At 66.0% G+C, this 15823-nt stretch carries 15 protein-coding genes; 6 read left to right on the forward strand and 9 right to left on the reverse strand.

Annotation, left to right across the window (positions count from 1 at the left end):
• Nucleotides 1–22: 22 nt before the first annotated feature.
• Nucleotides 23–1102 (forward strand): AI-2E family transporter, encoded by a 1080-nt coding sequence (locus AAA989_RS05765; protein WP_338241768.1) that lies wholly within the window; start codon nt 23–25, stop codon nt 1100–1102.
• Nucleotides 1099–1833 (forward strand): M50 family metallopeptidase, encoded by a 735-nt coding sequence (locus tag AAA989_RS05770; protein WP_338241770.1) that lies wholly within the window; start codon nt 1099–1101, stop codon nt 1831–1833. Before AAA989_RS05765 ends, AAA989_RS05770 begins: the two co-directional genes overlap by 4 nt.
• Nucleotides 1834–1876: 43 nt before the next feature.
• Here the strand turns inward: AAA989_RS05770 and AAA989_RS05775 are convergent, their stop codons facing one another.
• From AAA989_RS05775 to AAA989_RS05795, 5 genes are all read right to left on the reverse strand, one after another.
• Nucleotides 1877–2584 carry a hypothetical protein gene (locus AAA989_RS05775; protein WP_338241772.1) on the reverse strand — a complete coding sequence of 236 codons (708 nt, stop codon included), beginning with the start codon at nt 2582–2584 and terminating at the stop codon, nt 1877–1879.
• 90 nt (nt 2585–2674) lie between these two features.
• Entirely contained in the window at nt 2675–3355 is a 681-nt protein-coding gene (locus AAA989_RS05780) for a 1-acyl-sn-glycerol-3-phosphate acyltransferase (RefSeq protein ID WP_338241773.1), read from the reverse strand.
• Nucleotides 3356–3416: 61 nt separating this feature from the next.
• Nucleotides 3417–4124 carry a head GIN domain-containing protein gene (locus AAA989_RS05785; RefSeq protein WP_338241775.1) on the reverse strand — a complete coding sequence of 236 codons (708 nt, stop codon included), beginning with the start codon at nt 4122–4124 and terminating at the stop codon, nt 3417–3419.
• 132 nt (nt 4125–4256) lie between these two features.
• The gene (locus AAA989_RS05790) at nt 4257–5081 is read right to left on the reverse strand and encodes a hypothetical protein (protein WP_338241777.1); all 825 of its coding nucleotides are present in this window, start codon (nt 5079–5081) and stop codon (nt 4257–4259) included.
• Between the two features lie 8 nt (nt 5082–5089).
• Entirely contained in the window at nt 5090–6691 is a 1602-nt protein-coding gene (locus AAA989_RS05795) for a carboxyl transferase domain-containing protein (protein ID WP_338241778.1), read from the reverse strand.
• 85 nt (nt 6692–6776) lie between these two features.
• On the opposite strand from AAA989_RS05795, the gene AAA989_RS05800 reads away from it, so the two are divergent.
• Nucleotides 6777–7520: a hypothetical protein gene (locus tag AAA989_RS05800; protein ID WP_338241780.1), complete on the forward strand. Its 744-nt coding sequence runs from the start codon at nt 6777–6779 to the stop codon at nt 7518–7520.
• 9 nt (nt 7521–7529) lie between these two features.
• Here the strand turns inward: AAA989_RS05800 and AAA989_RS05805 are convergent, their stop codons facing one another.
• The gene (locus AAA989_RS05805; protein ID WP_338241781.1) at nt 7530–8555 is read right to left on the reverse strand and encodes an alpha/beta hydrolase; all 1026 of its coding nucleotides are present in this window, start codon (nt 8553–8555) and stop codon (nt 7530–7532) included.
• Nucleotides 8556–8568: 13 nt separating this feature from the next.
• Entirely contained in the window at nt 8569–9729 is a 1161-nt protein-coding gene (locus AAA989_RS05810) for an isovaleryl-CoA dehydrogenase (RefSeq protein WP_338241782.1), read from the reverse strand.
• Nucleotides 9730–9854: 125 nt separating this feature from the next.
• On the opposite strand from AAA989_RS05810, the gene AAA989_RS05815 reads away from it, so the two are divergent.
• From AAA989_RS05815 to AAA989_RS05825, 3 genes are read left to right on the forward strand one after another with little or no spacing between them, the layout of a single operon-like run.
• Nucleotides 9855–11372: a sensor histidine kinase gene (locus tag AAA989_RS05815; RefSeq protein WP_338241783.1), complete on the forward strand. Its 1518-nt coding sequence runs from the start codon at nt 9855–9857 to the stop codon at nt 11370–11372.
• Nucleotides 11373–12140: an ATP-binding cassette domain-containing protein gene (locus AAA989_RS05820; RefSeq protein ID WP_338241784.1), complete on the forward strand. Its 768-nt coding sequence runs from the start codon at nt 11373–11375 to the stop codon at nt 12138–12140.
• Nucleotides 12137–13678 carry an ABC transporter permease/substrate-binding protein gene (locus AAA989_RS05825; RefSeq protein ID WP_338241785.1) on the forward strand — a complete coding sequence of 514 codons (1542 nt, stop codon included), beginning with the start codon at nt 12137–12139 and terminating at the stop codon, nt 13676–13678. The genes AAA989_RS05820 and AAA989_RS05825 overlap by 4 nt, the downstream gene beginning before the upstream one ends.
• On the opposite strand, the gene AAA989_RS05830 is transcribed toward AAA989_RS05825, so the two are convergent.
• Both AAA989_RS05830 and lgt read right to left on the reverse strand, forming a co-directional pair.
• Entirely contained in the window at nt 13675–14766 is a 1092-nt protein-coding gene (locus AAA989_RS05830; protein WP_434781426.1) for a class I SAM-dependent methyltransferase, read from the reverse strand. The two genes, AAA989_RS05825 and AAA989_RS05830, sit on opposite strands and share 4 nt — an antisense overlap.
• Complete coding sequence (gene lgt, locus AAA989_RS05835) at nt 14763–15695, reverse strand: prolipoprotein diacylglyceryl transferase (protein WP_338242188.1); 933 nt, start codon at nt 15693–15695, stop codon at nt 14763–14765. Before lgt ends, AAA989_RS05830 begins: the two co-directional genes overlap by 4 nt.
• Nucleotides 15696–15823: the final 128 nt, after the last annotated feature.

The following is a 15823-nucleotide window of genomic DNA, read 5'->3' on the forward strand; positions in this document are numbered from 1 at the left end:
ACCGCAGGAGCATCATCGCCGCATGACCGATCCCCAGCACAAGCAGACGCTGGAACGCGGCGGTTTCCTTGTGTTCCTGGCACTGGTCTCGCTGGCGCTGCTGGCCATTATCTGGCCATTTGCCGCGCCAATGCTGTGGGCCGCGCTGGCGGCGATCATGTTCCAGCCGCTCTATCGCCGCATCCGGGACTTGCTGGGCGGCCATGAAAGCACCGCCGCGGGGCTGACCCTGCTGGTAATCACCATTGCCGTGATCATCCCTGCCTTCATCCTGGGAACCATGGTGGTGGAGGAGGCGATCGGGCTGCTGAACGCGTTCCGCGAAGGCGAGGTGGACATCACCGAATGGCCCGCGCAGGTCATCGGCGCGCTGCCCGAGAACCTGCGCGCGCCGCTGGCGGCGGACGGCTGGACCGACTTCGCCGTGCTGCAGACCCGGGCGCAGGAGTTCGTCGAGGCGTCGCTGGGCCTGATCGCGCAGCAGGCGGTGGCCATCGGCGGCGGCGTGTTCGGCTTCGTGCTGGCGTTCGGCGTAGGCCTCTACATTACCTATTTCCTGCTGCGCGACGGCGGGCGGCTGGGGCCGCAGGTGATAGCGGCCCTGCCGATGGAGCAATCGCTGGCGCAGCGCATGGGTGACAAGTTCCTCTCCATCGTGCGCGCCACCATCAAGGGCTCCGTCGTCGTCGGACTGGTGCAGGGCGCGCTGGGGACGGTGACCTTCATGATCGTCGGCGTGCCGTCGGCCCTGCTGTTCGGCGTGCTGATGGCAATCTTCTCGCTGCTGCCCGCGCTGGGCCCGGCCATCGTCTGGGCACCGGTGGCGATCTACCTGCTGGCGACCGGTGCCATCTGGGAAGGCGTGGTGGTGATAGTTTCCGGCGTCGCCGTGATCGGCATGGCGGACAACGTGCTGCGTCCCATCCTGGTGGGGCGCGATACCGGCATCCCAGACTGGATCATCCTCATAAGCACGCTGGGCGGGATCGCCGCCATGGGCCTGTCGGGGATCGTGGTCGGCCCGCTGGTGGCAGGCCTGTTCCTTGCCGCATGGAGCGCGCTGGCCGAACAGCGCGGCGTCGCGAAGGCGGTGCGGGAATGACGGGCTGGCAAGGCGTTCGGCCCGGGAGCCAGGAAGAACAGGTAGGTCGCCTGGTCCTTGCGGGCGTGCTGGTGGTTTTTCTTCCGGCTCTCCCCTTCGGCACCTACCTGATCTGGCCTTTCGTCATCCTCACGACGTGGTTCCACGAGATGGGCCATGGGCTTACCGCCCTGCTGACGGGCAACGCGTTCGACATGCTGGTGATCAATGCCGATGGCTCGGGCTATGCCACTTCCCGCACCGCACTGGACGGCAGCGGGCTCGACCGAGCGCTGATCGCCATGGGCGGCCCGCTGGGACCAAGCATCATGGGGGCCGTGCTGATCCTGGCCAGCAGCGCGCGCAAGTACTGGCAGCCCGCGCTCTATGCCCTGGCGGGCGCGCTGGCGCTGTCGACGCTGATATGGGTGCGCAGCGTGGTGGGGCTGACGGTCCTGCCGCTGATCGCCGTGGCCCTCGCGTGGCTGGCGTGGAAAGGGCCGCGCGGGCTGCAATTGTTTGCACTGCAGTTCGTGGGCGTGCTGGCGGCCCTCTCGATGTTCAACGATCTCGATTACCTGTTTTCCGAAAGCGCGATCGTGGGCGGACGGCCGATGCTTTCCGATACCGGCGCGATCGAGGCCGAACTGCTGCTGCCGCACTGGGTCTGGGCGGTGGTGATAGTCGGGATTTCAGGGCTGATGATCGGCGCCAGCCTGAAATACGCCCTCAATCACGAGGGCCATCGCTAGGACAGCCGAGCCGACCGGGATTGGTCCCAGCCGGCCCCGCCCTTCAGTCTGTCTTTGCCCGCGTGGTTTCGGCGTGCCCGTCGCCATCGAGGTCGCGGCGCACGATATCCGCATCGCCATCGCCGTCGACGTCGGTGGTGCGGGTGGTTGCCCCGGTCGATGCAGGGGCGTCGCGCGTAGAGGCGCCGGCGTATTCGCCCTGCGAAACGGTGTCGCGTTCCCTGTTCGATGCCAGGTGATCGTACAGCGCTTCGTAGTGCTTCATCGCCTGGCGCATGTCCTCGGTGCTGGCATTGCCGGAACCGTGGCGCTCGGCAATCGCATGGCCTTCGCGGTAATGGCGGGCCACGTCGGGGTGATCGACGGTCAGGTCTTCGTAGCGATGATCGAAATCGGCCATCGGATAGCCGACGGTCTTCATCATGTTGGCCAGCATGCGATCGGCGTGCAGCACCGCTTCGGCGGGACTGTCGACGAACACGCCCTTCACATCGCGCCATTCCTCTTCGAAGCGCGAGTGTTCCTCTGCGGTAAGCGGTCGGATATCCAGCGCATCGACGCGCTTCTCGCGCTCTTCCAGCGCCCGTTCAGCCGCGGTGCGATCGCCCGAATTGTCGAGCGTGCGATCATATTCCTCGCCGAACCTGTCCCGCAGGTGATCGGTGCGGCGGCGCGAGAAGAACAGCCAGATGGCAATGGCGATGACGAGTGCGACAACGACGAGAATGGCGATAAGGGTATTCTGGTCCATGAGAAAACCTTCCTTACAGAACCCCCGTCCTGTGTGTGGGCTCTCAACGCCCGCCCCTCGCCAGCGGTTCCTGCGGCCGCCAGCGGCGCCTCAACCGCCGTGAGGATTGGCGTCGGGCTGCTCGGGGGCCAGGACCTCGGGGTCCACGGGTCTTTTCGGCGTCTCGATTTCGCCCCTGGCCTGCTGCTCCAGCACGGCAAAACGAGGACAGTCCGGCATGGCCTGACGATAGAAGGCCGCGATCCGGGCGAGGTCGGCCTGGAAATCGCCGGACGGCTCCAGCGCCTCGCTGAAACCCACCTGGCCGCTGTCCTCGTCCACCCAGGCGCACACGATGGGCACGCCAGCGCCGGTGGCGATGTGGTAGAATCCGCTGCGCCAGCGCCCGTCGCTGGAGCGGCTACCTTCAGGCGCGATCACCAGGGCGATATCGTCTGCCGCCTTCACCTGTTCCACCACCGCATTCACGTATCCGCGCGGGGACGACCGGTTTATCGGCATGCCGCCCATGTCGTACATGAACCGTGTCAGCGGCCACTTGAACAGTGTGTGCTTGCCGATGAAGCGCGGGCTGACGCCCACTTCCTGCACCACGCCCGCGAAGCAGACGAAATCCCAGTTCGAGGAATGCGGTGCGCCCACCAGGATGAACTTGGAGAGGTGCGGCGGATGGTTGAGGAGCGTGTAGCCCTTCCAGCGATAGAGGGCGCGCAGCAGCCGCCACACCACGCGCGACAGCATGCTGGGTTTGCGATCCGGCTGATCAGGCAATTGCTCCTCCCTCTGCAAGGCCTAGCAGGAGGACGAGCAATTGCCAGCGAAGTTCGCGAAGTCAGCGAGCCGAGACGATGCGGATATCGCCGCTGCCATTCACCGACTGATCGACACTGCGCACCTCGCCAGCGTCGATATCGCCCGAACCCGCAACACGGGCCACGAGCCGGTCGAGCGAGCCGAGCCGAATGTCGCCCGAGCCGTTGACCCTGGCCGTGGCCTCGCGAATGGATGCGCCGCGCAGGTCCATGTCGCCCGAGCCCATGACATGGGCATCCACCGTATCGACCGCGCCGCGCAGGCGGTTATCGCCAGAGCCCATGACGCGCAGCGCCAGGGCCTGCGCATTCCAGCCGTCCACGTCGATATCGCCGCTGCCCTTGATGGTTGCCTCATCGAGAGAAGGCACCGTCAGGACGCCGCGCAGCCCAGCGTTCGTGCGGAAGGACCCGCGCGTCCCCAGCGACAGCGTGCCACCGGAAGTCTCGGCCTCGATCAGGTCGATCAGGTTGTCTTCCGCGATCACCACCAGGCGCGGCGTGGCCCCCTGCCGGAGCTCCACATTCATCGGCCCGTTCAGTTCCAGCCGCCGGAAATCGCCCATGGCAAGTTCGCGCTGCACCACGTTGCCGGACCCTTCGATCTGCCGCTCGCCGCCCGAATACTGCGACGCGGCGAAGCTGTCCCCCTGAGAGTAGCTTTGAGAACATCCCGCAAGGGCGGCGACGGCGATGCCCGCGACGAAGACGCTGTGTATTGTTTTCATGGCCATTCCTTCGAATTACATGTGTAATCGATTAGCCTTGCCTCGCTGGCCCGGCAAGCATCGCGCAAGTTGCCGGTCGATGGACAATTGCCGTTCGGCGAACGGGTTGGCCGGACGGGGCAGGTCCGCCCCTCACTTCCAGAGCCAGCGCTTTTCCCATGACACGGTATCGGGCCACTCGGACTCATGCAGATAGTCGAGGATCAACCTCAGAGCATCGCGGCTGCTCAATGGTTCGGCCAGCCCGTCGGGCCGCCTTGCGGCAAAGTGCCGCTCGGCTCCGCCATCGCGCCATTCGACGACGTAGCCATCGTCTTCGGGCCGGCACTGGACGAAATGTTCCGTGCCCGATTCAAGGATGAGGTACTCGGCAACGCCCGCATCCATTTCTCTGAATGCACTGCGGACATTCGCCGCCGCAGGCCCTTCCACGGGACCCTTTGAACCGATTGTCAATTTCGCTTGCCTCGGGGTTCGCGAGTAATCGGGTAGCGGCTCCTCCGAAATCGGTTCCATCGTCAGCCCGCCTGCCGCGCGGCGCAGGAAGACGATGGTTCGATCTTCCCGGGTTCCGCGCGGCCAGTGGATGACGAGAGCGATCGCTCCGACCGCGAGGATGCCAAGGGGGACGGTGCCCAAGGCAAACAGCTGCCCGGCGATTGTCCGTGCGATCAGCCATCCCAGAAGGCCGATAGACAGCAGCAGGGCGAGCGCCAGGGCGATATCGTTGAGTGTCACACCGACGATCCTGGCATGCCAGCCCCGGCGCAGTATCAAGGCATAAACGGTATTGTCGTTGAGGAGGGCTGTTCGCCAAAGGCACATGAAGGGTCCGGCGACCCAACCGCGTGGCCCGTCTCTCTCGGCAAGCCATTTCGACAAGCCAGCGCGGATCGCTGCCCGTGCCTCATCGGCATTGCCGGTGCAGTCGATCGTGAACACACGCGGCAGGGCCATGGCGCTTGCTACATCCGGAACACGCCGAAGCGCGGGGTCTCGGGGATCGGCGCTTCGAGACAAGCCGCCAGCGACAATCCCAGCACGTCGCGGGTCTGGACGGGGTCGATCACGCCGTCGTCCCACAGGCGGGCGGTGGCGTAGTAGGGGTTGCCCTCGTCCTCGTATTTCTGACGGATCGGGGCCTTGAACTCCTCCGCCTCTTCCTCGCTCCAGGTGTCCGCATCGCGGTGGACGGTGGCAAGCACGCTGGCCGCTTGTTCACCGCCCATCACGGAAATGCGCGCATTGGGCCAGGTGAACATGAAACGCGGGGAATAGGCGCGGCCGCACATGCCGTAGTTGCCCGCGCCGAAGCTGCCGCCGATCACCACGGTGATCTTGGGCACCTGCGCGGTGGCGACCGCAGTCACCAGCTTCGCGCCGTGCTTGGCAATGCCCTCGGCCTCGTACTTGCCGCCGACCATGAAGCCCGAGATGTTCTGCAGGAACAGCAGCGGGATGCCCCGCTGGCAGGCCAGTTCGATGAAGTGCGCGCCCTTCTGTGCGCTATCGGAAAAGAGCACGCCGTTGTTGGCCAGGATCGCCACCGGCATGCCCCACACGTGGGCAAAGCCGCAGACCAGCGTGGAGCCGAAATCGCGCTTGAACTCGTGAAACTCGGATGCATCCACCAGCCGGGCGATCACCTCGTGCACGTCATAAGGCGCGCGCACGTCTTCCGGGATGATGGAATAGAGGTCTTCCGCGTCGAACTTCGGCGGGCGCGGCTCCTGCACCTCCAGCTTCGCCCGCTCGTTGCGGCCAAGGTGGCTGACGATATCGCGCACGATGGTAAGCGCGTGCTCGTCGTTCTCGGCGAGGTGATCGACCACGCCCGATTTCTTCGCGTGGAGCGCACCCCCGCCAAGATCCTCGGCGCTGATCTCCTCGCCCGTCGCGGCCTTCACCAGCGGCGGCCCGGCGAGGAAGATCGTGCCCTGCTCGCGCACGATCACGCTCTCGTCGCTCATGGCGGGCACGTAGGCGCCGCCGGCGGTGCATGAGCCCATCACGCAGGCGATCTGCGGGATGCCCATCGAACTCATCTGCGCCTGGTTGTAGAAGATGCGCCCGAAGTGTTCGCGATCTGGAAAGACCTCAGCCTGGTAGGGCAGGTTCGCCCCGCCGCTGTCGACCAGGTAGACGCACGGCAGGCGGTTCTGCTGCGCGATCTCCTGCGCGCGCAGGTGCTTCTTCACCGTCATCGGGTAGTAGCTGCCGCCCTTCACCGTGGGATCGTTGCAGGCGATCATCACCTGCCGCCCGGACACGCGCCCGATCCCGGCGATCATGGAGGCACCGTTTACGTCGCCGCCATACATGCCGTTCGCCGCCAGCTGACCGATCTCGAGGAAGGGCGAGCCCGGATCGAGCAACCGCTCCACCCGCTCCCGCGGCAGCAGCTTGCCGCGCGACACATGCCGCTCGCGGTGCTTCTCGCTACCGCCCAGCGCGGCCTCGGCCACCTTGTCGCGAAGCTCCTGCGCCAGCGCGCGGTTGTGCTCGGCGCGGGCTTTCGCCTCGGCGCTGTCAGTGTCGAGAGTGGAGGTGAGGACGGGGGCGGTCATGGCTGCGAGACCTAAGGCTAGTTTCGAGCGAAAGCAAACACGCTGAGAGGTTGGCACCGCTCGGCTGCCATGCAATGCAACTGCAATGACAAGATACAAGATAATTCGAGCCGTTGCCGTGTCATGGCTTGCTCTCCTGGCGTCGCCGGCGGCTGCTGATGTCACCGCACTCTACGAGATGGCAGACGACAGCATACCTTTTGAAATGACCATGACCCTCGAAGTTAGCGGAAAGGGCGACGTTCGGCTCCAGATGGCCAATCTGCCTGTCTACTATCTGCTGCTCGATGGAGAGCTTTACGTCGTGCAAAGAGGGCTTTCTGGCCCGCATGTCATCCGCATGGCCGACCAGATGCAGCTACAGGCCGAACTTGGAGAGACGATGTTTCGCGGCGAAATGCCCGAAGCAACAGATTCACCAAGTTGGCAATTCGCGCCAATGGGTAAAGAGCAAATCCACGGTCGGTCGGGCATCGCTTATGGCATCGTGAACGAGCAGAATGCCGAGCCAGTTTACGCCCTTCTCGTTATCAGCAACGAGCCCGCGCTCGCACCGATTGGCGACGCAATGCAGTCGATGAACACAGCGATCACTGGACGCTTTTCTGGCACGTTTGCCATGCTGGCCAGGGCCAATGCGGACATGCAGGAAATTATTGGCTCCGGGGCTCCCCTGCGGATTTCCAATTTGATCCTGACCGACGTATCGACCGAGACTATTCCGGGCGACCGCTTTGCACTGCCGGGCGAACCGCTCACCGTTGAACAGCTTCGCGCGCAACTGGTGCCGTTCGAACAACCGCCGACCCTACCCCCTCGCGGGGAATAGTCGCCGAGGTCAGACTCCGCCCATATCCAGGTGCTCGGCAAAGAACGGCAGCACTTCGGTGCGGATGCGTTCGCGGATGCGGTTGCCGTGGTCGCCTTCGTAGAGTTCGAAGTCGTAGTCGACGCCGAAACGGTCGAGTTCCTCGCGGAACTGGGCATTGCCTTCGAGCAGGAAGTCCTGGTCGCCGATGTCCATGGCGAAGCCGTCCAGCGCGTTCAGTTCAGGGAGGAACTGCGGCACCAGCACCACCGGTGAGTTGGCGGCAAGGCGCTGGTTCACCAGCGGGTCGATCGTGCCGTCTTCGCGAAGCCCAGTGTCGACCTTCAGGAAATTGTCGGCGGTGGGATCGGGCGACCATGTGGCCAGCGTCGAGACACCGGCAAGCCGGCCGAAATCGGCACTGGCGACATCTTCCTCGCTCATGCCCTCGATCATGCGCGCCTGCTCCGGCGTCATTTCCATCGGCGGCAGGCAGCACGCGCTCATCATGTAGATGCTGGAGAAAATGCCGGGCCGGTGCATGGCGATGCGGATGGTTCCGTATCCGCCCATCGAGTGACCTGCCAGCCCGCGCGAGGCGGGGTCGGCAATAGTGCGGTAGTTGCTGTCGACCCAACTCACCAGGTCGTCAGCCACCATGCTCTCGTAGTCGCCCACCGTGGGGCCGGAGGAATAGAACCCGCCGCGCAGCTTCGAGAAGCCGTCGGGCATCACCATGATGAAATCGTTGCCCGCCTCGGACGCGGCCTGCACTGCCTCGTCCAGCCGGAAACCGGCCTGCTGGACGTCCACCGGCATCCAGTAGCCGTGCAGGTAATAGACCACCGGGTAGCGCTTGCCGAGGTTCTCGTCGTAGCCGGGAGGGGTAACGACCACCACGCTGCGGGCGATGTCGTTGCCTTCGAGGTTGCCCGCCAGCGACGGGCTTTCGAACGTCAGCTGCTCCACCCGCGCGGTGTCCTGCGCGGCAGCGGGAACGGCGACAAGCAGCGCGGCGGCTGCGGCGGTCACGAAAGTGGCGGCGGTCTTCAGCAAGTTATCTCTCCCCTCAGCTCCCGATCAGCTCGCGGCCGATCAGCATGCGCCGTATCTCATTGGTTCCCGCGCCGATGTCCAGCAGCTTTGCATCGCGCAGGTAGCGCTCCACCGGCCAGTCGGTGGTGTAGCCCGCGCCGCCCAGCGCCTGCACCGCCTCGCCCGCCACGCGGAAGGCGTTCTCGCTGGCGAGCAGGATGGTGCCAGCCGCGTCGAAGCGGGTGGTCTTGCCGTTGTCGCAGGCCTTCGCCACCGCGTAGGTGTAGGCGCGCGCCGATTGCAGGGCGACGTACATGTCCGCCACCTTGGCCTGGATCAGCTGGAAGTCGCCGATGCGCTTGCCGAACTGGTTGCGCTCGCGAACATAGGGAATGACGGTGTCGAGGCATGCCTGCATGATGCCAAGCTGCACGCCCGAAAGCACCACGCGCTCGTAGTCCAACCCGCTCATCAGAACGGCCGCGCCCTTGCCCACTTCGCCCAGAACGTTCTCTTCCGGAACGTGGCAATCCTCGAACACCAGTTCGCTGGTGATGGAGCCCTTCATGCCCATCTTGTCGATCTTCTGACCCGGAGAGAAACCCTCCATGTCCTTCTCGATCAGGAAGGCGGTGATGCCCTTGCTGCCGGCGGCGGGATCGGTCTTGGCATAGACCACCAGCGTCTCTGCCACATGTCCGTTGGTGATCCAGAACTTGGTGCCGTTGAGCAGGTATCCGCCCTGCACCGCGTCGGCCTTCAGCTTCATGGAAACGACGTCGCTGCCCGCGCCCGGCTCGCTAATCGCCAGCGCGCCGACATGCTCGCCCGAAATCAGGCCCGGCAGGTGCTTCGCCTTCTGCGCCGCATTGCCCCAGCGGGCGATCTGGTTGACGCACAGGTTGGAGTGCGCGCCGTAGGAAAGGCCCACGGCCGCGCTGGCGCGGCTCACTTCCTCCACCGCGATGGTGTGTTCCAGGTAGCCGAGGCCGGTGCCGCCGTCCTCCTCTGAAACGGTCATGCCGTGCAGGCCCAGCTCGCCCATTTCCGGCCACAGCTCGATCGGGAACCAGTCCTCCCGGTCCGCCTTCGCGGCAAGCGGCGCGATGCGCTCGTCGGCGAACCGGGCGACGCTTTCGCGGATCATCTGGGCTTCTTCGGTCAGGCCGAAATCGAAATCGGGGGTGGCGCGCATGATCTGTAGGCTCCTTCGTCTGCCAGCCCTGTAGCAACAGCGCAGGTTCAGGCAAACAGGTTACGCTGGAAACGATCTCGTAGTTGCATTGGCTTCAATCTCCATTCCAGCTAGACAGGACACGAATGACCGTCCACGACCCCGTTTCCGCGCCAACGATGCCCGAACCAATCCGCGACTTCGACGACGAAGCGCGGCGCCTCGGCGTCGTCGAAAGCTTTGCCGCACAGGAACTCGAGGACGATCCCGAGCTCCAGGCCATCGTCGAATTCGCCGCCAAGCTGTGCGATGCGCCGCTTTCGATGGTGACGATGCTGGAGCGCGACCGCCAGCGCTTCATCGCCCGGCGCGGACTGAACGACCGTGGAACGCCGCGCGACATCGCGTTCTGCAACGAGACGCTGGGCAAGGCGGACCTCCTCGAAGTGTCCGATGCCTCGGTAGACCCGCGCTTTTCCGGAAATCCGCTGGTGACCAGTGCCCCGGAAGTGCGCTTCTACGCGGGCCAGCCGCTGGTGTCGCAGGAAGGCGCCTCGGTCGGCACCCTGTGCGTCATCGACAAGCAATCGCGTACGGAGCCGCTCAGCGCGTTTCAGAAGGAAGGCCTTGCCGTGCTGGCGCAGGCGGCCATGCGGCGGCTGGAGGCGCGGCGTTCGAACCGGGCCGCGCAGCAGATCATCGCCGAGCGCGAGGAGCGTTTGCGCCGCATGATCGAAGGCGTGCCGCAGGCGGCATGGTCTGCCGATGCAGACGGAAAATTCGACTATTTCAACAGGCGCTGGACCGAGCTTACGGGGGCCGAACCTCCGCGCACGGCCGACGACTGGCGCCCCTTCATCCATCCAGACGACGTGGCCGAAACCTTTGCCGACTGGGACGTCAGCTTCGCCAACGGCAAGGAATTCGAGGCAGAGTTCCGCCTGAAGCTGGCGGACGGTTCGTGGATGTGGGTGCTGGGCCAGGCCGTGCCGGTGGCCGAGCGCGAAGGCGATCCGCTGCGCTGGTTCGGCACGCTGACCGATATCGACGAAGTGCGCAACGCGCTGGAAGAGCGGGACCTGCTGGCCAAGGAACTGGCGCACCGCATCAAGAACATCTTCGCCGTCGTGATCGGCCTCATCTCCCTGAAGGCGCGCAAGGCGCCCGAGAGCCAGCCCTTCGTGAAGGAGCTGACCCAGGCCCTGCGCGCACTGGGGCGTGCGCACGAATTCGTGCGACCGGGCGACGGCCTGCGTCAGGACAGCCTGGCCGGGCTGCTGGAAGCGCTGTTCTCTCCCTATACCGCCGGGGACGACGAACCGCGCGTGCGCGTATCGGGCTTCGACGCCGAGATGGGTCCGCGCGCCGCCACGCCACTGGCGCTCGTCTTCCACGAACTGGCCACCAATTCCGCCAAGTACGGAGCGCTGTCCGCCGACGATGGCCATGTCGACCTGGAACTGCAGGAGCGGGGCGACGGCATTGTCCTGCGCTGGAGCGAACACGGCGGACCCGTGGTGCGCGATTCCGGCGAGACCGGGTTCGGATCGCGGCTGGTGGAAATGAGCGTGACCGGCCAGTTGCAGGGCAGCTGGGAACGACATTTCGCCGAGGACGGCCTGGTCGTGGAGATCACCTTGCCAAAGGCCGCGCTGAGCACCTGAATGGAGCGAGCGGCGCCCGCATTCCTGCGCTTCGAGGGGCTCTCCAAATCCTACGACGATACGGCTGCGGTGCGCGATGTCTCGCTGGCAATCGCGCCGGGTGAGTTCGTGGCGCTGGTCGGCGCATCGGGATCGGGCAAGTCCACCCTGCTCAAGTGCATCAACCGGCTGGTCGAGCCGACCGGCGGCCGCGTGCTGCTGGACGGCGAGGACGTGACGGCCGGACCGGCCGCGCCGCTGCGCCGCCGGATCGGCTACGTCTTCCAGGGCATCGGTCTGTTCCCGCACATGAGCGTCGCGGAAAACATCGCGCTCGGCCCCCGGCTTGAAGGAGAGCGGCTGGACGATGCGCGCGTGGCCGAACTGCTGCGCCTGGTGGAGCTTGACCCGGCCTTGGCCGATCGCCTGCCTGCGGAACTGTCCGGCGGCCAGCGGCAGCGCGTCGGCGTAGCCCGCGCGCTGGCGGGCGATTCCCACCTGCTGCTGATGGACGAGCCGTTCGGCGCGCTGGACCCGATCACGCGCGGGCAGCTGGGCGAGCGCGTGCGACGCCTGCACGACGAACTGGACCTGACCACGGTCATGGTGACGCACGACATGGCCGAGGCGCTGCTGCTGGCCACCCGCGTGCTGGTGATGGACGGCGGCCGGATCGTGGCCGACGAAACGCCCGCCGCGCTGCTGGCCGGACAGGGCGGCGACGTGGCGCAGGCGCTGGTGGAGGTTCCGCGCGAACAGGCCCGGCGGCTGGCCGGGATCGGCGAATGAACGCGCTTGTCGATGCCGTGCTCGATCTCGGCCCGCAGCTGGCCGAGCACGTGCTGCTGTGCGCCGCCGCCGTGGCGCTGGGCATCGCGGTGGCCTTGCCGCTGGCGGTGTGGGCCAGCCGCTCGCCTCCAGTGGCGCGCGTGGCGCTGGGCTTTGCCAGCCTTGTCCAGACCATCCCCGCGCTGGCCCTCCTGGCGCTGTTCTTTCCCATCCTGCTGGCGGCGCGCGCGGTATTCGGCGAAGGGCTGCCGACGCTCGGCTTCCTGCCGGCCTGGCTCGCGCTGGCGCTCTATGCGCTGCTGCCGATCCTGCGCAACGCGGTAACCGCGCTCGCCAATCTCGACGACGAACTGATCGAGGCCGCCGACGGCCTCGGCATGAGCGGGTGGCAGAAACTGCGGCTCGTCGAGGCTCCGCTCGCTGCGCCCTACGTGATGGCGGGCATCCGCACCGCCAGCGTCTGGACCATCGGCGCGGCGACGCTCGCCACCACCATCGGGCAGCGGAGCCTGGGCGATCCGATCTTTGCCGGTCTGCAGACGCAGAACTGGGTGCTGGTGCTGGCGGGCTGCATCGCCAGCGCGGGGCTGGCCCTCGTGGCCGACGGCCTGTTCGGCCTTGTCGAACGCGGTTTTGCCCGCCGCCGACCGGCCCTGGTGATTAGCGGCGCACTGCTGGCGCTGGCAGGAATTGCCGGCGCGGCCGTGTCGCTCGTCGACTGGCGTGGGGAGACGCGCGAGACAGTGGTGATCGGGGCCAAGAGCTTTTCCGAACAGTACATCCTCGCCCGCGCCATCGGCTCCATGCTGGAGGACGAGGGCTTTGCCGTCGAATACCGCGAAGGGCTGGGTTCGGCGGTAGTGCACAATGCCGTCGCCAGTTCGGCGATTGACATCGCCATCGACTATACCGGCACGCTGTGGACCAACCAGCTCGAACGCTCCGACAACCCCGGGCGCGAGGCGATGTACGAGACCATTGCGCAGTGGGAAGCCGACAACACCGGCATCCGCGTGCTGGGCCGGCTGGGGTTCGAGAACGCCTATGGCCTGGCGGTGACGCAGGAAACGGCGCTGGAATATGGCCTCGCGACCATTGCCGATCTTGCGGGCGTCGCGCCGCGGCTGACCGTGGGCGGCGATCCCGAATGGTTCGAACGGCCCGAATGGATCGGCGTGCGCGATGCCTATGGCCTGCGCTTTGCAGAGCAGCGCACCTATTCGCCAACCTTCATGTACAACGCCCTGATTTCGGGAGAGGCCGACGTGATCAGCGCCTACACGTCCGACGGGCGGATCGCGGCGGAAAACCTCGTGGTGCTGGACGACCCGCGCGAGGCGCTGCCCAGCTACGATGCCATCGTGCTGATCTCCCCGCGCATGGCCGACAACGCCGCGCTGGTGCAGGCGCTCGAACCGCTGCTTGGCACCATCGATGTGGAGACCATGAGACAGGCGAACTATGCGGTGGACCGCGAGGACGACAAGTGGTCGCCCGAAAGGGCGGCGCAGTGGCTGCTGGAGCAGGTTGCGCCCTAGCCTTGGCCGAAGCCTGCGCCGTCGGGCCAGTCCGGTCCTGTCAGCCCCATCACCTTGAACAGCTCACCCATCTGGTCGGGCGCAATCAGGCGATCGCGGGCGCGCACCAGCGTTTCGCCGTGCTGCGGGGCGGACCTTGCCAGCGCATCCGCGCGGGCATGAATGCCGAGGCTCGTCAGAAACTGGCCCTGCGTCACCGTGCCCAGCACCTTGCACCCCTGCGACCGGGCGACCTGCTCCATCTGCGCGAAATCGACATGGGCCGTCAGGTCGGCATCGCCCGGCGCATCGAACACCCCGATCCGGGTGTGATCCTTCACCGCCTGCAAGGTCGAACCGCTGCGCCCGTGGGTATAGCCGTAATCTATGAACAGTGCCGCGCCGCCCTGCCTGGCGAGGCGACCCGCCACTTCCTGCATCACGGTGGCGCTGGCGGGCGAGGTTTCGATCACGGTGCCGGGCGGATCGTCGCGGCGGTCTTCCGGCACGGCGGAATCCATCGGCTGGCGACCGGGCGTTTCGACGAACGCGCCCTCGCCATCCACGCCCACCATGATCTCGCGCCAGCCGGCCTGCGTCTTCACCAACTGGCGCACCGGCAGCGCATCGAGGAATTCGTTGGCCACCAGCAGGATCGGCCCATTCTCCGGCACGTCCGACAGGTCGGCGTGGTGGATCGCTCCTGGAACGGCAGCACGCTGCACCTCGCGCATCCGGCGCGAGGTTTCGATGAGGTGCACCTGCAGCCTCAGGCCCTGGCGCTCCATCACCCGCAGCGCGTCGCGCGCGAGAGTGCCCTTGCCCGGCCCGAGTTCGACGTAGTGGACCGGTTCTGCCCGTCCGCCGCGATGCCAGATGTCGGTCAGCCACAGGCCGATCAGTTCGCCGAACATCTGGCTGATTTCGGGCGCGGTGATGAAATCCCCGCCGCCAGCGCCCTGACCGCCGATCACGCGCTTCTCGTCGTAATAGCGCATGTTGGATTCGCCCATGAACTGCATGAGGCTGATCGGACCGGTGGTGGAAATCAGGCGGCGGAAGATGTCGCCAAGATCGCGCTTGTCGTGCTCGTCCCGCCGCTCGCTCAAGAGGCCTCCGCCGGAGAGGTCTTGCGCGCCTTGGTCCCGCTGGCCAGCGGCGGACGCCTCAGCGACCAGACGATGAGGCCAAGGCCCAGCAGGACCAGCGGGATCGTCAGCCACTGGCCCATCGACAGGCCCGTATCCTCGTATAGCCACATCAGCTGCTGGTCCGGCTCGCGATAGAATTCCACCACGAAGCGGGCGATGGAGATCAGCGTGGTGAACATGCCGACGAGGAAGGCCGGGCGATAGCGCGCGCGGGTAAGCCAGAACAGGCACAGCATCACCACCACCACCAGCAGCCCTTCTCCCAGTGCCTGGTAGATCTGGCTGGGGTGTCGCGGCATCAGGGAGGACAGGCATTCACCGCCCGGCCCGCGACCCTGGTCGCAGAACACCATCGCCCAAGGCACGTCCGGCCCCGCAGGGCGGCCCCACAGCTCGCCGTTGATGAAGTTCGCCAGCCGCCCGAACAGCATGCCGAAACCCACGTTCACGGAAATATAGTCGGCCACGCGGATGAACGGCAGCCCGCCGCGCCAGCTGACGTAGGCGATGGCCAGCACGGTGCCGATCACCCCGCCGTGGAAGCTCATCCCGCCGTCCCACAGCCGCAGCACTTTCCACGAAATCAGGCCGTCGCCCGAAAAATCGGTCCAGTGGCCGGGTTCGTAGAAGGTGACGTAGCCCAGCCTTCCGCCGATGATGATGCCCAGCGTGCAGTAGAAGAACAGGTCGTCCACGTGCACCTGCGCCATCGGCGCGCCGGGTGCCTTCACCATGCGTGAAAGGTGCCAGTAGCCGATGATGATGCCCGCCAGGTAGGCGAGCGAATAGTATTTGAGCTCGAAGAAGCCGAGGTCGATCCCGGTGCGCAGGCCGAGGTCGCTCCACCGCAGGACTTCGCTTCCCGTCGCTGCCAGAACATCCAGAATCACGCCGCGCCCCTTGAATCTGCGAAGGCGAAAAGCGCCTTCGAACGTGGTGCAGCGCTTTGGCACAGGGCGGGCGGGCAGAAAACCCCCTGCGACACCCGCGATGTGCCTTTGCAATGCATTGCGCG

The sequence above is a fragment of the Aurantiacibacter hainanensis genome (assembly GCF_036321025.1).
Taxonomy (GTDB): Bacteria; Pseudomonadota; Alphaproteobacteria; order Sphingomonadales; family Sphingomonadaceae; genus Alteraurantiacibacter; species Alteraurantiacibacter hainanensis.